This is a genomic window from Kitasatospora sp. NPDC097691, assembly GCF_040302665.1.
Classification (GTDB): domain Bacteria; phylum Actinomycetota; class Actinomycetes; order Streptomycetales; family Streptomycetaceae; genus Kitasatospora.
In genome coordinates, this window is record NZ_JBEORY010000063.1 from 39552 (window position 1) to 56773 (window position 17222).

Consider the following 17222-nt stretch of genomic DNA (forward strand, 5'->3'; position numbering starts at 1 on the left):
GCGGTCACCGGCCCGGCAGCACCTCGGACCGGGAGCGGCGCAGGGCCGGCGCGGGAAGCGCCTTGCGGTCGAGCTTGCCGATGGGGGTGAGCGGCAGTGCGTCCAGGGTGACGAACTGACCGGGCACCATGTGCTCCGGCAGGCTGTGCCTGAGGTGGTCCCGCAGCTGCTCCCCGGTCGGCGCGGAGGCGTCCGACGGGGCCGTGTACGCCACCAGGCGGGGGCCGCCGGGAAGATCGTCACGGAGTACTACCGCAGCCTGTACGACACCGGGGCACGATGTCAACGCCTCTTCGATCTCACCGAGTTCGACCCGGAAGCCACGCACCTTGACCTGCGCGTCCAGCCGCCCGAAGTAGTCCAGCAGGCCGCTCTCCGGACGCCGGCGCACGCGGTCCCCGGTCCGGTACATCCGGGCGCCCGGCTCGCCGGAGAACGGGTCCGGGAGGAACCGTTCGGCGGTCAGGCCGGGGCGGCCCTGGTAGCCGCGGGTGACCTGGGCGCCGCCGACGACCAGCTCGCCGGAGGTCCCGTCGGGCACCGGCCGCAGCTCCTCGTCCAGCACGTAGGCGTGGACGGCGGGCAACGGCGTGCCGATGGAAACCAGTTCGTCGTCCCAGTCCAGCAGCGTGGCGGCGGCCGACACGGTGGTCTCGGTCGGCCCGTAGATGTTGAACACCCGGGTCACCCCGCGCGCCCGCAGCTCGGCGAGCAGCGCCCTGGGCATCGCCTCGCCGCCGGTGAGGACGGCCTTGACGCGCGGTGGCGGGCCGCCCAGGGCGACCATCTGGGCCAGCGCGGACGGCACCGCGCAGACCGCGTCCCCGGTGACCCAGCCGTCCGGCTCGACCAGCGAGAACACGTCCTGGGCCAGCATCACGTGGCCGCCCGCGTACAGCGGGGCGAAGATGTCGCACACCGAGAAGTCGAACGAGGTGGGGCAGGTCGCGACCATGGTGACGGCCGCGACCGGCCCCAGCAGGGCCACCGCGGCGGCGACGAACTCGCTCATCGCCGCCCGGGGCACCAACACGCCCTTGGGGCGGCCGGTCGAGCCCGAGGTGTAGATCACGTAGGCGAGTTGGTCGCCGAGCAGCGGCGGGGCGTCGGCCGGCGGGGCGTCCGGCCCGTCCGGGCCGCCCTGCACCAGCTCCTCCAGGACGAGTTCGGGGCCCCCGTACGCGAGCGTGCCGGCGTGCCGCCGCTCGGCCAGCACCGCGGCGGCGCCCGAGTCGGCGAGCATGTAGCCGATCCGGTCCTGTGGATAGGCCGGGTCCAGCGGGACGTAGGCGGCGCCCGCCTTGAGGACGCCCACCAGGCCGGCGAGCATCTCGGGCGTGCGGCCGGCGAGCACGGCCACCCGGCTCTCCGCCCCGATGCCGAGGGCCCGCAGGTGCCCGGCGACCCGGTCGGCCGCGGCCCCCAGTTCGCCGTACGTCCAGGTCCGCCCCTCGCCGGTGACGGCGGGCCGCCCGGGTTCCCGGGCCACCCACCGCTCGAACGCGGCGACGACGTCGATGACCGGTTCAGCGCTCGGTGCCGGCACTGTGTCCTCCTCTGCTCGACATGACGTGAAGCTGGCGGTCCAGATAGGGCGCCAGCGCGCTCTTCGGGTGGGCGGCGACCTCCTCCGGCGGCCCGGCGGCGACCAGTTCGCCGCCGTTCTCGCCGCCGCCCGGGCCCAGGTCGACGATCCAGTCGCAGGCCGCCGCGAACTCGACGCTGTGCTCGATGACCACCGCGGTGTTGCCCAGGTCCACCAGGTCGTGGACGACCCCGAGCAGCACCTCCACGTCGGAGAAGTGCAGTCCGGTGGTCGGCTCGTCGATCAGGTAGAGCGTCCGGCCGTCGTCACGGCGCATCAACTCCCGCGACAGCTTGAGGCGTTGGGCCTCGCCACCGCTGAGGGTGGTGGTGTCCTGACCGAGCCTGAGGTAGCCCAGCCCGACCTGGCAGAGCATCCGCAGCGGGTTGGCGACGGCCGGGATGTCCCCGTACACCTCCAGCGCCTCGGCGACCTCCAGGTCCAGGGTCTGCGCGATGTCCCGCCCCCGGTAGGCGACTTCGAGCACCCGCGGGTGGTAGCGGCGCCCGTCGCAGGAGGGGCAGCGCACCGAGAAGTCCGCCAGGAAGAGCATCTCGATCCGGATGGTGCCCTTGCCCGCGCAGCGGTCGCAGCGCCCGCCCTTCTCGGTGTTGAAGCTGAACATCGCGGTGGACCAGCGGCGGCGGACCGCCTCCTCGGTCTTCGCGAAGAGCTTGCGGATCTCGTCGAAGATGCCCACGTAGGTGGCCGGCGTGGACCGGGAGGAGGCCCCGATGGACTCCTGGGTGACGGTGACCACCCGGCTGAACCGCTCCCAGCCGGCCAGTTCGGTGAACGGCCCGGCGGGAGCCCGCCGGTGGGTCAGGGCCTGCTCCAGGGCGGGCTGCAGGGTCCGGGTGATCAGCGAGCTCTTGCCGCTGCCGCTCACCCCGGTCACGCACGTCAGCAGGCCCACCGGGATGGCGGCGTCCACCCCGCGCAGGTTGTGCAGCCGGGCGCCGCGGACGGTCAGCCAGTCGTCCCCGGGGCGGCGCCGGCCGGCCCGGGGCGAACCGACGACCAGCTCGCCGCGCAGGTAGGCGGCGGTCCGCGAGTCCGGGTGGGCGACGACCTCCGCCGTCGGGCCGGCCGCGATCACCAGGCCGCCCCGGGTGCCCGCGCCCGGGCCCAGGTCGACCAGGTGGTCGGCGGTCTCCATGGTCTCCTGGTCGTGCTCGACGACCAGCACGGTGTTGCCCGCGTCGGCCAGCTGCCGCAGCAGGGCGATCAGCCGGGAGTTGTCCTTGGCGTGCAGACCGATGGACGGCTCGTCGAGCACGTAGGTGACGCCGACCAGTCCGCAGCCGAGCTGCCGGGCCAGCCGGAGCCGCTGGCCCTCCCCCGCCGACAGGGTGGGCGCGGAGCGGTCCAGCGAGAGGTAGCCCAGGCCCACGTCGAGCATGAACGTCAGCCGGGTGCCGATCTGGACCAGCAGTTCCTCGGCCAGCTCGGCGAGGAAGGTCGTGGCGAGTTCGGTGCGGACGGCCTCCAGCCACTCGGCCAGCCGGGCCACCGGCAGCGCGTTCACCTCGGCGATGTTGAGGTCGGCCAGGCGCACCGCGAGCGCCTCGGCGTGGTGGCGGGTGCCGCCGCAGTCGGTGCAGCCGCGGGCCGCCATGAACACCTGGTAGAAGGACTTGCGCTCGGGCGAGTCCGCTTCGCGGAACAGCCGCTCCAGGTGCTGGGCCAGCCCGTCGAAGGGCTTGCGCGCCAGCTCCCGGGCGAGCGGCTCCGGCAGCGGCCGCGCGGTGGCGCCGGTGAGGACCAGCTCCCGCACGCCCTCGGGGAGCAGCCGCCAGGGCGTGTCCAGTCCGGCACCGGCGAGTTCGAGCACCGCGGGCAGTTCGCGCAGCGGCCACCAGGTCTTCTTGCTGCGGGTGCGGTCCCCGAAGAAGGTCAGCGCGCCGGAGCGGACGGAGGCCTCCGGGTCGCCGACGAGCAGCGCCGGGTCCACCTGGTAGGTGAAGCCGAGGCCCTGGCACTCCTCGCACATCCCGGCCGGGGAGTTGGGCGTGAACCAGTGCGAGGAGGTGGCGCGGGCCTCGGTGCCGCAGTCGGGGCAGATCCAGCCGGCCGTCAGGTGGCGGACGGTGGAGCCGTCGCGCCGGGCGACCAGCGGGCTGCCGTCGCGGTGTGCCGCTTCGATGCCCTGCCGGGCCCGGGCCAGGTCCTCCTCGCCGGGGGCGGCGGGCAGCAGCAGGACGCGCCCGCCGGGCTCGTCCCCGACGGCGGGCCGGTACAGCTCCAGCGGTCCGGTGGCGGCGGCCCGCGCGAGCGCCGCGAGGTGCTCGCCGACGTCGCGCGGGTGGATGTGCTGCCCGCAGCCGCGGCACTCGTGCCGGCCGGCCCGCGCGAAGAGCAGCCGCAGCCGGTCCGAGATCTCGGTGATGGTGCCGACGTTGGAGCGGGGGTTGCGGCTGATGGTCCGCTGCTCGATGGCCACGGTGGGGCTGAGGCCGCTGATCCACTCCACCGCCGGCTTGGGGACCTTGGGCAGCTTCCGGCGGACGTACGCGGACAGGCTGTCCAGGTACTGCCGGTAGCCCTCGGCGTAGATCGTGTCGAAGGCCAGCGAGGACTTGCCGCTGCCCGAGACGCCGGTGAAAACCGTCACCCCGTGCCGCGGCACGGCCAGCTCCTCGATCCGCAGGTTGTGCTCCCGTACTCCCCGGAGCACGATCCAGTCGCGCGGATCGGGTGCGGCGGGGGTCGTCCCGCCGCCGTGGTCGGCCTTGCTCAATGCGTTCTCCGGTTCTTCCTTGACTCGTTCAGTGGTGCGGGTGCGGCCCGTCGGCCGGCTGGTCGACGACCAGCCGGGCGGGGCGGAGGTATCCGGGCAGGACGGTGCGCAGGCGCTTGGTGAGCGCCGCCGCGTCGGGGGCCGGGCCGGGGCCGTCCGTCGGCCGCAGGGCGATCCGGGCGGTCAGCACGCCGTCGTCGTCGAACCCGACCAGGGCGTCGGCGACCTCGGGCAGTGCGGTGAGCGCCCAGCGGCTCTCGGCGGGCCGAACGGTGTAGCCGGCCGGGTCGACCCGCTGGTCGGCGGCGGCGCCGAGGAGTTCCAGGCCGCCGTCCGCGGCCTCGCGGGCCAGCAGTCCGGTGGCGAGCTCGCCGCCGGGCACCGCCGGTCCGCCGACCCGCAGTTCGCCGACGGCACCGGGCAGCACCCGGCGCCCGGCGGCATCCGCGGGCCACAGCCGCACCGGCAGCGGGTCGACCCGGTCGGCCGCCGGGCCGGCCAGTGCGGGCCCGCGGCCGCGGTCGGCGCCGGCCGGGACCGGCCACAGCTCCAGGCCCGCCGGGCCGACCGCGCGCAGCACCGCCGGCCCCGCGGCGCCGGTCAGGGCCGCCGGCAGCCGGCCGTGCCGGCCGGTGAGGACGAGGGCGCGCAGCCCGGCCACGGCCTCGGGGGCCGCCCGGTGCAGCGCCTCGGCCGGCAGGACGGCGAGGTGCACGCCGCCCTCCGCCGGGAGGCCGTCCGGGGTGCCCGAGGGAACCACCGTCGCCCCGGCGGACAGCGGCACCAGCAGCTCCAGCAGGGCGGTCGCGGTGCCGGCGGGGGCGGCGGCCAGGCAGCGGGCGCCCGGCCCGGCCTGGCAGCGCTCGGCCCAGAGCCGGGCCAGCGCGGCCAGCACGTCGGGCTCCAGCAGCGGGCCGGTCCCGGTGTCGACGCCCCGGCCGTCGCGGAGCGCGGCGAGCAGCCGGGCGGCGGCTTCCGGGGTGGGCGCGACGTCGGCGAGCGGCAGCGGGCCGTCCGCCGGGGAGCCCTGGGGCACCTCGGCGACCAGCTGCCACAGCTCCCGGTAGCCGACCGGGCCGCCGGGGGTCTCCAGCGCCGGGTCCTCGGGCCGCAGCCCGGCGGTGCGGCGGACCGCCTCGGCCACGCCGTCGGCCTCGCCGCCGCCGTCGACGGCCGGGGCCGCGGGGAGGGCGGGAGCGGGGGCGGCCGGCCCGGCGGTCGCGGCCTGCGGGTCGTCCAGGACGGCGGTGAGCAGGTCCTCGTACTGGGCCACCAGCCGGGCGGCGCCGGCCGCGGTGAACAGGTCCTCGGCGAGCACGAACTGCACGGTGAGGGTGTCCGGCTTCTCCACCAGCCGGACCTCGACGTCGAAGGCGCTGGACGCGGTGGGCTCGCCGATCCGGGCGAAGCCCACCCGGAGGTCCCCGAGGTCCGCGCCGGCGACGGAGTTCATCGCGTGCACGCTCAGGAACATCGCCTGGGTGAGGGGGTTGTGGCTGTCCTCGCGCCGCGGCCGCAGCCGGCCGGTGATCCGGTGGGCGGGCATGTCCGCGTGCTCCTGGGCCTCCAGGACCGCGCTGCGGGTGGCCGCCAGCAGGTCGGCGAAGCTGGTGCCCGGCCCGTCCGGTGCGGCCACGACGGCGATCATGTTGCCGAAGTCGCCGATCACGTGCTCCACCTCCGGACGGGTCCGGTAGGCGGTGAGCGTGCTGGTGGCGAACGCGGACTGCCCGGTGGCCCGGCGCAGCAGCAGGTGGAACACGGCCGTGAGGGCCATGTACGTGGTCGCGCCGGCCGCGCGGCACAGCGCGCGCAGCCGTTCGGTGACGGCCTCGTCCAGGGGGAGGTCGAGGAGCCGCCCGCGGAAGGACCGGACGGCGGGCCGGGGCAGGTCGGCCGGGAGGTCCAGCAGGGCCGGCAGGCCGCCCAGCCGGGACTCCCAGTAGCCGAACTCGGCCTCCATCCGGGCCTCGTCCATCCACTGCCGCTGCCACAGCGAGAAGTCGCCGTACTGCACCGGCAGCGGCGCGAGCGGGGAGGGCCGGTCGTCCCGGAAGGCCGCGTACAGCTCCCCCACCTCGCGCACCAGGACGCCGATCGACCAGTCGTCGAAGGCGATCTGATGGGTTGTCAGGGCGAGCAGGGAGGTGTCGTCGGCGGTACGCAGCAGCAGCGCCCGCAGCAGCCGGCCCTCGGCGAGGACGAACGGCCGGGCCCGCTCCTGCCCGACCAGCGCGAGGGTCTCGGCCTCCCGCCGCTCCTGCGGCACCCCGCGCAGGTCGTGCTCGGTGATCAGCGGGCCGGCCGGGGGCTCCTCGGCGGCCTGGACGGCGGTGCGGCCGAGGACGTGGAAGCCGGTGCGCAGGATCTCGTGCCGGGTGACGATCTCGCGCAGCACCCGGTCCAGCAGGGCGGTGTCGAGCGGGCCGTCGAGCCGGAGGGTGGCGGCGACGTTGTACATCGGCGAGGCGGGCTGCAGCCGGCTGTTCCACCACACCCACTCCTGGGTGTAGGAGAGCGGGAAGAGGTTCATGACGCTCCCCTCCTGCTCCACCAGCCGGCCCAGCCGGTTGCGGTCCGCGGGGGCGAGGGCGGCGAGCTTCTCGGTCCAGCGCATCCGGTCAGCCCTCCCCGTCCGTCAGGGCCCCCAGCCGGGCCAGCAGGTCGTCCAGGCCGGCGTCGGTGCGGGCCACCGACCGGATGGGGCCGGGGGCCCCGGCGCTCTCCGCGTCGCCCTGCTGCTCGACGAGCTTGGCCAGCCCGGCGACGGTGCGGTCCTCGAACAGGGCCCGGACGGCGATCTCCGCGCCGAGCGCCTCGCGCACCCGGTGGGTGACCACGGTGGCCAGCAGCGAGTGGCCGCCGAGGGCGAAGAAGTCGTCGTTCAGGCCGACCCGCTCCACCCCGAGGACGTCCTCCCAGATGGCGGCGAGGGCCTTCTCCACCTCGGTGACGGGGGCGGCGTACGGCTCGTCGGCGTCGCGCTCGGCGGCGGGCGCCGCGGGCAGCGCCGACACGTCGACCTTGCCGGTGGGCAGCAGCGGGAGCGCGTCGAGCCGGACGAAGGCGGCGGGCACCAGGTGGTCGGGCAGGACGGCGCCCATGTGCTCGCGCAGTTCCCGGACGGTCGGCGCCGGGGCGCCGGCCGGGGTCCAGTGGGCGACCAGGCGCGGGTCCGTGCCGTCGGCGCCCTCCGTCCGCGGCACGCCGACCACGCAGTCCGCGACGCCGGGGTGCTCGCGCAGCCGGGCCTCCACCTCGGCGGGCTCCACCCGGAAGCCGCGGATCTGGATCTGGCGGTCGGCGCGGCCGCAGAACCGGACGGTGCCGTCGGGCAGGTAGCGGCCGAGGTCGCCGGTGCGGAACCAGCGGTCCGCCGGGTCGCCGGTGACCGGGCTGGTGAGGAAGCGGGCCGCGGTCAGGTCCGGGTCGGCCGGGTAGCCCGCGGACAGGTGGGGCGAGCGGACGTGGATCTCGGCGAGCTCGCCCACGCCGGCCGGGACGCCCGCCGCGTTGAGCAGGATCAGCTGGGAGCCGGCGGTGCCGGGGCCGAGCGGGATCTCGGCCGCGGGCTCGCCGGCCGGCACCCGGTGGGCGCTCATCGCCTGCGGCGTCTCGGTCGCGCCGTAGAAGTTGACGCACGCGACGTCCGGGTTGAGGGACCGGGCCAGGGTGACGTGGTGTCCGCGCAGCCGGTCGCCGCCGAAGAACAGGTGGCGCAGGGCCGGGGCGGTGCGCTCGGCGGCCCGGCCGCCGAGCAGGTACTCCAGGGTCGCCGGGGTCAGGTTGGCCACGGTGATCCGCTGCGCGGCGGCCCAGTCGGCGAACCGGCCGGGCAGCGAGGCGTAGTCGGGGACGCAGACGGTGGCGCCGAGCGCGAGCGGGACGAGGACGTCCCGCAGCATCGGGTCGTGGCCGGGGGCCGACAGCAGGGCGAAGCGGTCCTCGGCGGTGAGCGCGTGGTCGTCCCGGTACCAGGCGGTGAAGTGCGCCAGCGGTCCGTGGGTGCCGAGCACCGCCTTGGGGCGTCCGGTGGAGCCGGAGGTGAAGGCCAGGTAGGCGGGCGAGCCGGGGCCGAGGTCGAGCGGCGGCGGGTCGGCGGGCAGCCCGGCGAGCTCGTCCCAGCAGGGCAGCACCGGGGTGGAGACGGCGGTGTCCCGGACCCGGTCGAGGAGTTCGGCCGGGGCCTCGGCGCCGTCGGTGCGCACCAGGGCGCGTGGGGCGGCGAGGGCCGCCTGCTCGGCGAGCCGGGCGGCGGGCTCGGCGGTGTCCAGGACCAGGAAGGCGGCCCCGGCGGCGAGGGTGCCGAGCATGGCGCAGGCCAGTTCGGCGCCGCGCGGCCCGTACAGGGCGACGACGTCGCCGGGGGCGACCCCGTCGGCGCGCAGCCGGTGGGCCAGCCGGTGGGCGCGCTCGGCCAGCTGTCCGTACGTCCAGTGGCCGGACGCCTCCTCGACGGCGACGCGGTCCGGCGCGGTGCGCGCCCGCTCGGCGAACGCCTCGGCGAGGCTGCCCGGCCAGGTGGCGGCCAGCGGCCGGGCCGGGTCCGGCAGGACCTCCCGGGCCGGGTCGGTGACCAGGCTGTACGCCGCGACGGGACGGTCCGGGTCGGCCGCGATCTGCTCGACGAGGGCGACGTACTGGTCCAGCAGCTGCCCGGCCCGCTCCTCGGTGAAGAGGTCGGCGTTGTGGACGAGGGTGAGGTCGCGGCCGTCGAGGCCGGCGTAGAGGGTCAGGTCGAACTTGGCGCCGGCGTCCGGGACGTGCAGGAAGCTCGCGGTCAGGCCGGGCAGCTCCAGGCGCTGCTCGGCGAACGGGACCATGTTGAAGAAGACCTGGAAGACCGGGGTGCGGTCGAGCCGCCGCTTGGGCTGGAGGTCGATCAGGATCCGCTCGAACGGCAGGTCGCGGTCGGCGTAGGCGTCGTAGGCGGTGTCCCGCACCTGGGCGAGCAGGTCGCGGAAGGCCGGGGCGCCGGAGAGGTCGGTGCGCAGCGCCAGGGTGTTGACGAAGAAGCCGACCAGGGGCTCGATCTCGGACCGGGTGCGGCCGGCCTCGGGGATGCCCACGATCAGGTCGTCCTGGCCGCTGAGGCGGTGCAGCAGCACCTTGAAGGCGGCCAGCATGACGGTGAAGCGGGTGGCCCCGGACTGCTGGGCGATGCGGTTCAGCGCGTCGGCCGTCGCGGCCGGGACGGTGCGCTCGGCGCGGCCGGCCCGGAACGTCCGGACGGCGGGCCGGGGCACGTCCAACGGCAGGTTGAGGTCGGGGAGTTCGCCGCCGAGGCGGGCGCGCCAGCGGTCGAGCTGGGCGGCGCAGGCGTCGCTCTCCAGCCACTCGGCGTGCCAGGCGGCGTAGTCGCCGTACTGGACCGGCAGGGCCGGCAGCTCGACGGGGTGGCCCTCGGTCAGCGCCCGGTAGTGGGCGGCGAGTTCGTCGGCGAGGACGGACACCGACCAGCCGTCGGCGACGATGTGGTGCAGGGTGAGCAGCAGGACGTGCTCGTCGTCGCCGGTCCGCAGCAGGGTGGTGCGCATCAGCGGGTCCGCGGCGAGGTCGAACGGGGCGGCGGCCTCGGCCTCCGAGCGGCGGGCGACCTCGGCGGCGCGCTCCGGCTCGGGCAGGTCGCGCAGGTCGTGCCGGACCAGCGGGACGTGCCGTTCGGCGTCGATCCGCTGGCGGGGGCGGCCGCCGTCGTCCTCGAAGGAGGTGCGCAGCACCTCGTGCCGGGCCACGATCCGGTTGACGGCCTGCTCCAGCAGGGCGGCGTCGAGCGTCCCGGTCAGCCGGACCGCCGCCGGCATGTGGTACGAGGGGTTGCCGGGCTCCATCCGGTCGAGCAGCCACAGCCGCTCCTGGACCGGCGACGCCGGGAGCGTGCCGTCGGGGCGGCGCGGCACCGGCCGCGGCCCGTCGGTGCCGGTGCCCGCGGCCAGGAAGGCGATCAGCTCACCCTTGTGCGCGGTGATCTCGGCGCGCAGCCCGTCGGGGAGTCCCTCGGCGGGGGCGCTGTAGCGCAGTTTTCCGTCCTCCACCCGCAGGTGGATGTCCTGCTCGCGCAGGCGGGCCAGCAGATCGATCAGCGACATGGTGCGTCGCACTCCTTACTTGTCCACCGCGATGACGCGGAACTCGCTGGTGTAACTGCTTCCCTGACGATCCTTCAGCCACGTCTGCTCGCTGGTCGGGAGCATCTCGCCGACCGAGATGGTCAGCCGGCCGTCCGGCTGCTCGGGGGCGCCGCGCACGACGTGGGCGAAGGCGTTGACGAACAGCGGGCTGTCCAGGTCGACGTAGAACGGCTTGCTCTCGTGGGCGGCCTTGACGAAGACGAACCGGGGGATGCCGTGCTCGCGGGCCCAGGCGCGGGCGGCGGTGAACCGGGCCGCCTCGTCCTTCTCCCGGGCGAAGGCGAGTTCGGCGGGGTTGAAGCGCCAGGACTCGCGGCTGACCACCAGCCGGTCGACGGTCACCCGGGGGGTGTGCCGGCGGGCGGGCATCGGCTGGAAGCGACTGGTCACCTTGAACCCGATGGCCTCGGCGAGGAGTTCGACCAGGTCGAGCTCCGGGCCGTCCGCGCCGGTCCGGGCCACCACCCGGCCGTCGCGCAGTCCGATCCGGACCTCGGCGGCATTCAGCGCGCGCGGGTGGCCGGTCAGCCAGGAGCCCTCGTCGCCCAGCAGCAGGTGGTAGTCCCGGTCGGTGAACAGGCGGATGGTGGTGCGGGTGGAGTAGAACCACTCCTTGGGCAGGACCGGCCGGACCCGGGGCGCCGACATGTCGGCGAGGGTCGCCCGTTCCAGCGCCTCCGGGTCCGGGTGCTGGTCGACGAAGAGCAGGTTGCGCAGGGTGTTGACGCCGACGTGCAGCTCGCCCATGACCAGCTGGTAGTCGCCGGCGGCGACCGCCTCCGGGTCCTTGGCCGCGATCATCACGTCGGGCGCCTGGTAGCGGGCGCCCGGCCAGCCGGGGGCCTCGGCCGCGAAGGCGCGGTCCACGCGCGGGCGCAGCTGCTCGGTGGTGAACGCGACGCGGCGCCCCTCCAGCGGGCCGAGCACGTCGTTCCAGCGTTCCTGGAGTTCGGTGACGGCACGGTCGACGATCCGCTGGTCCGGCCCGAGGAGGGCGGTCTGGACGCGGGTCCAGATGTCGGTCAGCCGGGGTTCGGCGTCCGGGCGCTCGGCGACCAGCCGGTCGTAGGCCCGCCGGAACTCCTCCCGGTAGGCCTGCGCCACCCGGGTGGTCAGCCAGCGGGCGGAGTCCAGCATCAGGGAGAGCGGGCCGCCCAGTTCGGCGAGCAGCTCGGGGCCGACCTCGACCCGTCCGTCGCGCCGGCAGTCCTCGTAGACCAGGGTGCGGGCGCCGTACGTCTCCCCGTGCGCCCGGGTGGCGGCGGTGCCGGTCAGCTCGGTGAAGACGGACTCCAGGTCGGCCAGGGCCCGGTCGAGCTCGTCGGGCTCGCCGGCCGCGGCCGCCACCCGGTCGCGGGCCGCGGTGAGCCGGCCGAGCCGGTCCAGGGCGTCCGCGCGCAGCGCCGGGTCCCCGATCCGCTCCAGCTGCTCGCGCAGGACCAGCTCCGGGCGCGGCTGCACCGGGAGTTCGAGGTCCCAGGCGATGAGCCCGGTGGCGCGCAGCGACTCCAGCAGGGCGAGCCCCTCCGCCTCGCCGAGGCCCAGCGCGGCGGCCACCTCGACGCCGCTGCGGGCGCCGTCGCACAGCGCGAGGACGGAGCGCAGCACGGCGGCCTTGGCCTGCGGCAGGTCGACGGTGCGGCCGGGCAGGCGCAGGGTGGCGCCCTCCAGGGCGGCGGAGGGCAGCCGGCGGGGCGGGAACCAGCGGCGCAGTTCGGGGCCGGTGCCCAGGGAGCGCACCAGGGCGTCCAGGCACCACTGCTCGAAGTACACCTCGCGGCGGGCGACCAGGCCCTCGCCGGGGGTGACGGCCAGCGCGGGCCCGGCGGGGACGGCCTCGGCCCAGCCGATCGGGCCGAAGAACCCGATGGAGTCGTTCTTGACGGTGTAGCGCTGGAGGTAGCCCGCGACCAGTGCCTCGTGCTCGCGCCGGCGGGAGTTGCGCCGTCCGTCGCCGCCGACCTTGCGCACGCCGTCGGCGTAGGCCTTGCGGTTCTGCCAGATCACGGCCTCGCGGAAGCGCGGGTCGGCGGCGGTCCGGTCGAGGACGGCGGAGAGCCGGGCGAGGTCCTCCGCGAAGACCTTGTCCAGGTCGCGCTCCGCGCCGGCGACCAGTTCCTCGGCCTCGACGAGCGCGGACACCTCGGGCAGCGCGGCGAACTCGGGCCCCGGCAGGCCGCCCTTGTTGAGACGGCTGATCGCCTTCAGCAGCGGGCGGCGCAGGGCGGTGTCGTCCCACCGGCCCGTGGCGCGCAGGTCGTCGAGCGCGGTGCGCAGCGCGTCGAGCGCCCCCTCCCGGGCGGCCGCGGCCCGGTCGCGGACCCGCAGCAGCCGGTCGGCGGCGTCCGCCGCGCCCGGCGCGGCCAGGTCGAGCACCTGCCCGGCCGGGAAGCCGGTGCCGCGCAGGCCCATGGTCCGCCACACCCGCCAGTCGCCGGACGGCAGGGGCAGCAGGTGGCCGGCGGGGTCGGTCACAGCTCGCCGTCCTCTCGGGAACCGTCGGCGGAGGCACCCTCCTTGGCCCACAGCAGCGCGTCGATGACCGCCGCGCCCTGGGCGACGGTGCGGGTCTGCATCACACTGCGCACCGGGACGTCGACGCCGAGGGCGTCCCGGACGCCGGAGATGAGCTGGACCGCGAGCAGCGAGTGCCCGCCCAGGTCGTAGAAGTCGTCCTCGACGCCGATGGGTTCGACTCCGAGCACGTCGGACCAGATCTTCGCCAGTGCGCGCTCGGTGTCGGTGCGGGGTGCCACGTAGCCGGTCAGGGCTTCCTCCTCGGTTGCGGCGTCGCGGGCCGCGCGCCGGGTCAGCAGTTCGGCCGGGCAGAGCTCGGCGACGGGGGTGTCGGGGCGGTCCAGGAGGTCGTCCAGGACGGTCCGGTAGTGCGCCGCCAGCTGCTCCGCGGTGGCTGCGGTGAAGATGTCGGTGCTGTACTCCAGGGCCGCGTGCAGCTCCGGCCCGGCGTCCACGACGGTGAGCATCAGCTCGTACTGGGCCGTGCGGTGCGGCAGCGGGTACGGGGTGAGGCGCAGCTGCCCCCAGGTGGCGGCGGCCCCGTCGGCGGTGCCCAGGACGAACCCGGCGGTCTCGGCGTGGGCGTGCGGCCGCTGCAGGACGAAGACCGCCTGGAAGAGCGGGTTGCGGCCGGGTTCGCGGCGCGGCTGCACCGTCTCCAGGACGAGGGACATCGGGTACGCCTGGTGGTCCAGGGCGGACAGCACGGTGCGGTGCAGCCGCTCGGTGAACGCCCGGGGCGTCACGCCGTCCTCGAACCTGCCGCGGACGGCGACCATGTTGGTGAAGTAGCCGACGACGTCCTCGGCGTCCCGGGCGCCCCGGTTCGCGGCGGCGGTGCCGATCACCAGCTCCGGCCGGCCGCTCGCGTGGTGCAGGGCGATCTGGAAGGCGGCCAGCAGCACCGTGTAGAGCGTGGTGCCGCTCTCCTGGGCGAGTGCGCGGACGCGGGCGGTCCGGTCCGCGTCGAGGCGGAACGGGATCCGCGCGCCGCGGTAGCCGGGGGCCGCCGGGTGCGGCGCGTCCAGCGGGAGGTCGAGCAGCGGCAGCGGCCCGGAGAGCTCCTCGCGCCAGTACGCCTTGAGGGCGTCGCCCGCGGGCCCGGCCAGCAGCCGGCGCTCGCGGCGGACCTGGTCGGCGTAGCGGCCGGCCGGGGCGGTCTGCTCCGGCGGGGTGCCGGCGGCCAGCGCCGTGTAGCGGCGGCCGAGTTCGGCGGTCAGGTTCACCATCGACCACAGGTCGGCGGCGATGTGGTGGACGGTCAGCAGCAGGACGTGGGAGTCCTCGGCGCGGACCAGCAGGTCGGCCCGGAGCACCGGGTCGTGTGCCAGGTCGAACGGGCGGTGGGCGAGGGCGGAGAGCCGCTCGGCCAGCCGGTCCGGGTCGTCCCCGGCGGCGTCCGTCACCCGCAGCTCGACCTGGTCCCCGGTCAGGAAGGGGACGGTCTCGCCGCCGGTCACCCGGTAGCGGGTGCGCAGCATCTCGTGCCGGTCGGCGACCTGCCGCAGGGCGGTGCGCAGCGCGTCGGTGTCCAGCGGGCCGGCCAGGTCGAGGGCGACCGGGATGTTGTAGGCGGTGGAGCCCGGGTCCTGCTGCTGCACGTGCCAGATCGAGCGCTGGCCGAGGGTCATGCCGGGCTCGTCGGCCCGGGTGCCGTCGGCGGCCGCTGCGTCGTCGGCGGGGCCGTGCTGCGGGTCGTCGACGAGGGTGGCCGCGGCGGCGAGGGCGTCGAGGTCGGCGCCGCCGAGCATCAGGCTGAGCGGCAGCTCGACGCCGAGGTCCTCGCGGATCCGGTTGGCGAGCAGCACGGCGGCCAGCGAGTCGATGCCCAGGCTGGTCAGCGGCACCCCGGTGGTGGCGACCTGGTCGGCGGTGCCGCCCAGCGCGTCGGCGATCCGCTGCCGCAGCACCCGGTGGACCAGCGCCGTCCGCTCGGCCGGGGCCAGCGCGGCGACCTCGGCCGGGCCGGGCACGGTCTCCGCGGCGGGGGCGGCCGGGCCGTCGCCGAGCGCCTCGAACTCCCCGGCGGCGTACCTCTGCCGGCTCAGCGAGCGCTGGATCTTGCCGCTGGTGGTCTTGGGCACGGTGCCGGGCCTGAGCAGCAGCACCTCGTGGACGGCGACGTCGCACCGGTCCATCACCGCCGCGCGCACGGCCGCGGTGGCCTGCGCGACGTCGATCGTGGCCAGCGCGCGGCCCTCGACCTCCTGGAGGACGACGAGCACCTGCTCGCCGTCGTGCTCGGCGGCGACGGCGGCGCCGCAGCCGGACCGGAAGGCGGGGTGGGCGCCCTCGACGGCGAGTTCGACGTCGGTGGGGTAGAAGTTGCGGCCGCGGACGATGATCAGGTCCTTGTGGCGGCCCGTCACGTACAGCTCGCCGTCGGCGAGGAAGCCGAGGTCGCCGGTGCGCAGCCAGGTGCGCGGGTCCGCGTCGTCCTGGCCGGCGGGGCGGGCGGCGAAGACCTCCGCGGTGGTGTCCGGGTTGTCCCAGTAGCCCTGGGCGACGCTCGGCCCGTGCACCCAGATCTCGCCGACCCGGCGCTCGGGCAGCGGCTCCCGGGAGGCGGGGTCGACGACCAGCAGCCGCTGGTCGGCGGCGGGCCGGCCGGTGCCGACCAGGGCGCGGGCCGGGCGGTCGGCGGCGGGCGCGTCGGCCCGGCCGGCCTCCAGGCCGGCGGTGTCCACCTCCAGCACGGTCGGCTCGGCGGCTGCCGAGGTGCCGGTGACGAACAGGGTCGCCTCGGCCATGCCGTAGCAGGGCAGGAAGGCGCTGCGGCGGAAGCCGCAGTCCCCGAAGGCCGCCTCGAAGGCGTCCAGGGTCGAGGCGCGGATCGGCTCGGCGCCGTTGAAGGCGACCCGCCAGTTGCTGAGGTCGAGCTCGGCGCGGTCCGCGTCGGTGGCCAGCCGGGCGCACATCTCGTACGCGAAGTTGGGGCCGCCGCTGAGTTCGGCGCCCTCGGCGGAGATGGCCCGCAGCCACTGCATCGGGCGGCGCAGGAAGCTCATGGGGGACATCAGGGTGACCGGGAAGCCGGCGTACAGCGGGGTGAGGATGCCGCCGATCAGGCCCATGTCGTGGTACGGCGGGAGCCAGACGACGGCGCTGGTGTCCTCGCGGCAGTCGAACGCCTCGCTGATCATGCCGAGGTTGTGCAGCAGGTTGCCGTGGCTGAGCATCACGCCCTTGGGCGCCGCGGTCGATCCCGAGGTGTACTGCAGGAAGGCGGGGCTGTCGGCGTCGGGGAGGTGCCCGGTCCACTGCCCGGCGAGCTCGGCGTCCAGCCCGTCGGTGGCGGCGGTGCGCAGTCCGTCGAGGCCGAGTCCGGCGCCGTCCCGGCCGAGCAGGTCGAGCACCGGGGAGACGGTGAGGGCGAAGCCGGCCCGGGCGTCGGCGGCGATCGAGCCGAGCCGGGAGGCGTTGCGCAGGGAGCGCGGCGGGTAGACCGGGACGGGCACGACCCCGGCGTAGAGGGCGCCGAAGAAGGCCCTGATGTAGTCCAGGCCGGGCGGGTACAGCAGCAGCGCGCGGTCGGTGGCGGCGGCGCCCTGCTCGCGCAGGAGGCCGGCCACCGTGCGGGCGTCGCGGTCCAGTTCGGCGTAGCTGATGGTCTCGGCGGCGTCGCCGTCGCCGAGGAAGCGGTAGGCGGTGCGCTCCGGGGCCGCTTCGGCCCGGCCGCGCAGCAGCCCGACGAGGGTCGAGGTCATGAGCGGGTTCCCCCCTGGTCGGTGGTCCGGCCCCGGTCGCCGGCGGCCGCGGCCACCTCGGCGCGCCGGATCTTGCCGGACGAGGTCTTCGGGAGCTCGGCGGCGAACTCCACCCCGCCGGGCACCTGGTGCGGCTGGAGCCGTTCCCGGCACCAGGCGCTGAGCTCGGCCGCGGTGAGCGGTCCGGTCGCCACGACGGTGGCCCGGACCCGCTGGCCGCCGTCCGCCAGGGTCTCGCCCCACACGGCGGCCTCGGCCAGCAGCGGGTGGCCGAGCAGGACCCGCTCGACCTCGACCGGGTTGACCTTCTTGCCGCCGACGTTGACGAAGGTGTCCTTGCGGCCGATCAGGTGCAGCCGGCCGGAGGCGTCGAGCCGGGCCAGGTCGCCGGTCCGGTACCAGCCGTCCCGCAGGACCTCGGCGGTGGTCTCCGGCCGGTCCAGGTAGCCCAGGAACATGGCGGGGGTGCGGACCAGGAGCAGTCCCTCCGCGCCGGGGGCGACGTTCCGGTCGGCGTCGTCGACCAGCCGCAGCTGCACGCC

At 76.0% G+C, this 17222-nt stretch carries 7 protein-coding genes; all 7 read right to left on the minus strand.

What is annotated here, in order from left to right; all coding sequences use genetic code 11:
* Positions 1 to 4: 4 nt before the first annotated feature.
* Positions 5 to 1546 carry an amino acid adenylation domain-containing protein gene (locus tag ABTY56_RS32040; RefSeq protein ID WP_350632868.1) on the minus strand — a complete coding sequence of 514 codons (1542 nt, stop codon included), beginning with the start codon at positions 1544 to 1546 and terminating at the stop codon, positions 5 to 7.
* On the minus strand, positions 1527 to 4325 hold the full coding sequence (gene uvrA / locus ABTY56_RS32045) for an excinuclease ABC subunit UvrA (protein ID WP_350632869.1): 2799 nt from the start codon (positions 4323 to 4325) through the stop codon (positions 1527 to 1529). The genes ABTY56_RS32040 and uvrA overlap by 20 nt, the downstream gene beginning before the upstream one ends.
* 28 nt (positions 4326 to 4353) lie before the next feature.
* Entirely contained in the window at positions 4354 to 6942 is a 2589-nt protein-coding gene (locus ABTY56_RS32050; RefSeq protein ID WP_350632870.1) for a condensation domain-containing protein, read from the minus strand.
* Between the two features lie 4 nt (positions 6943 to 6946).
* Complete coding sequence (locus ABTY56_RS32055; protein ID WP_350632871.1) at positions 6947 to 10414, minus strand: non-ribosomal peptide synthetase; 3468 nt, start codon at positions 10412 to 10414, stop codon at positions 6947 to 6949.
* Between the two features lie 15 nt (positions 10415 to 10429).
* Positions 10430 to 12931 carry a lantibiotic dehydratase gene (locus tag ABTY56_RS32060; protein WP_350632872.1) on the minus strand — a complete coding sequence of 834 codons (2502 nt, stop codon included), beginning with the start codon at positions 12929 to 12931 and terminating at the stop codon, positions 10430 to 10432.
* The gene (locus ABTY56_RS32065) at positions 12928 to 16680 is read right to left on the minus strand and encodes a condensation domain-containing protein (protein ID WP_350632873.1); all 3753 of its coding nucleotides are present in this window, start codon (positions 16678 to 16680) and stop codon (positions 12928 to 12930) included. The genes ABTY56_RS32060 and ABTY56_RS32065 overlap by 4 nt, the downstream gene beginning before the upstream one ends.
* Positions 16677 to 17222, minus strand: a 546-nt coding sequence (locus ABTY56_RS32070) for a class I adenylate-forming enzyme family protein (RefSeq protein WP_350632874.1), incomplete at its 5' end; no start/stop codon positions are given. The genes ABTY56_RS32065 and ABTY56_RS32070, both read right to left, overlap by 4 nt.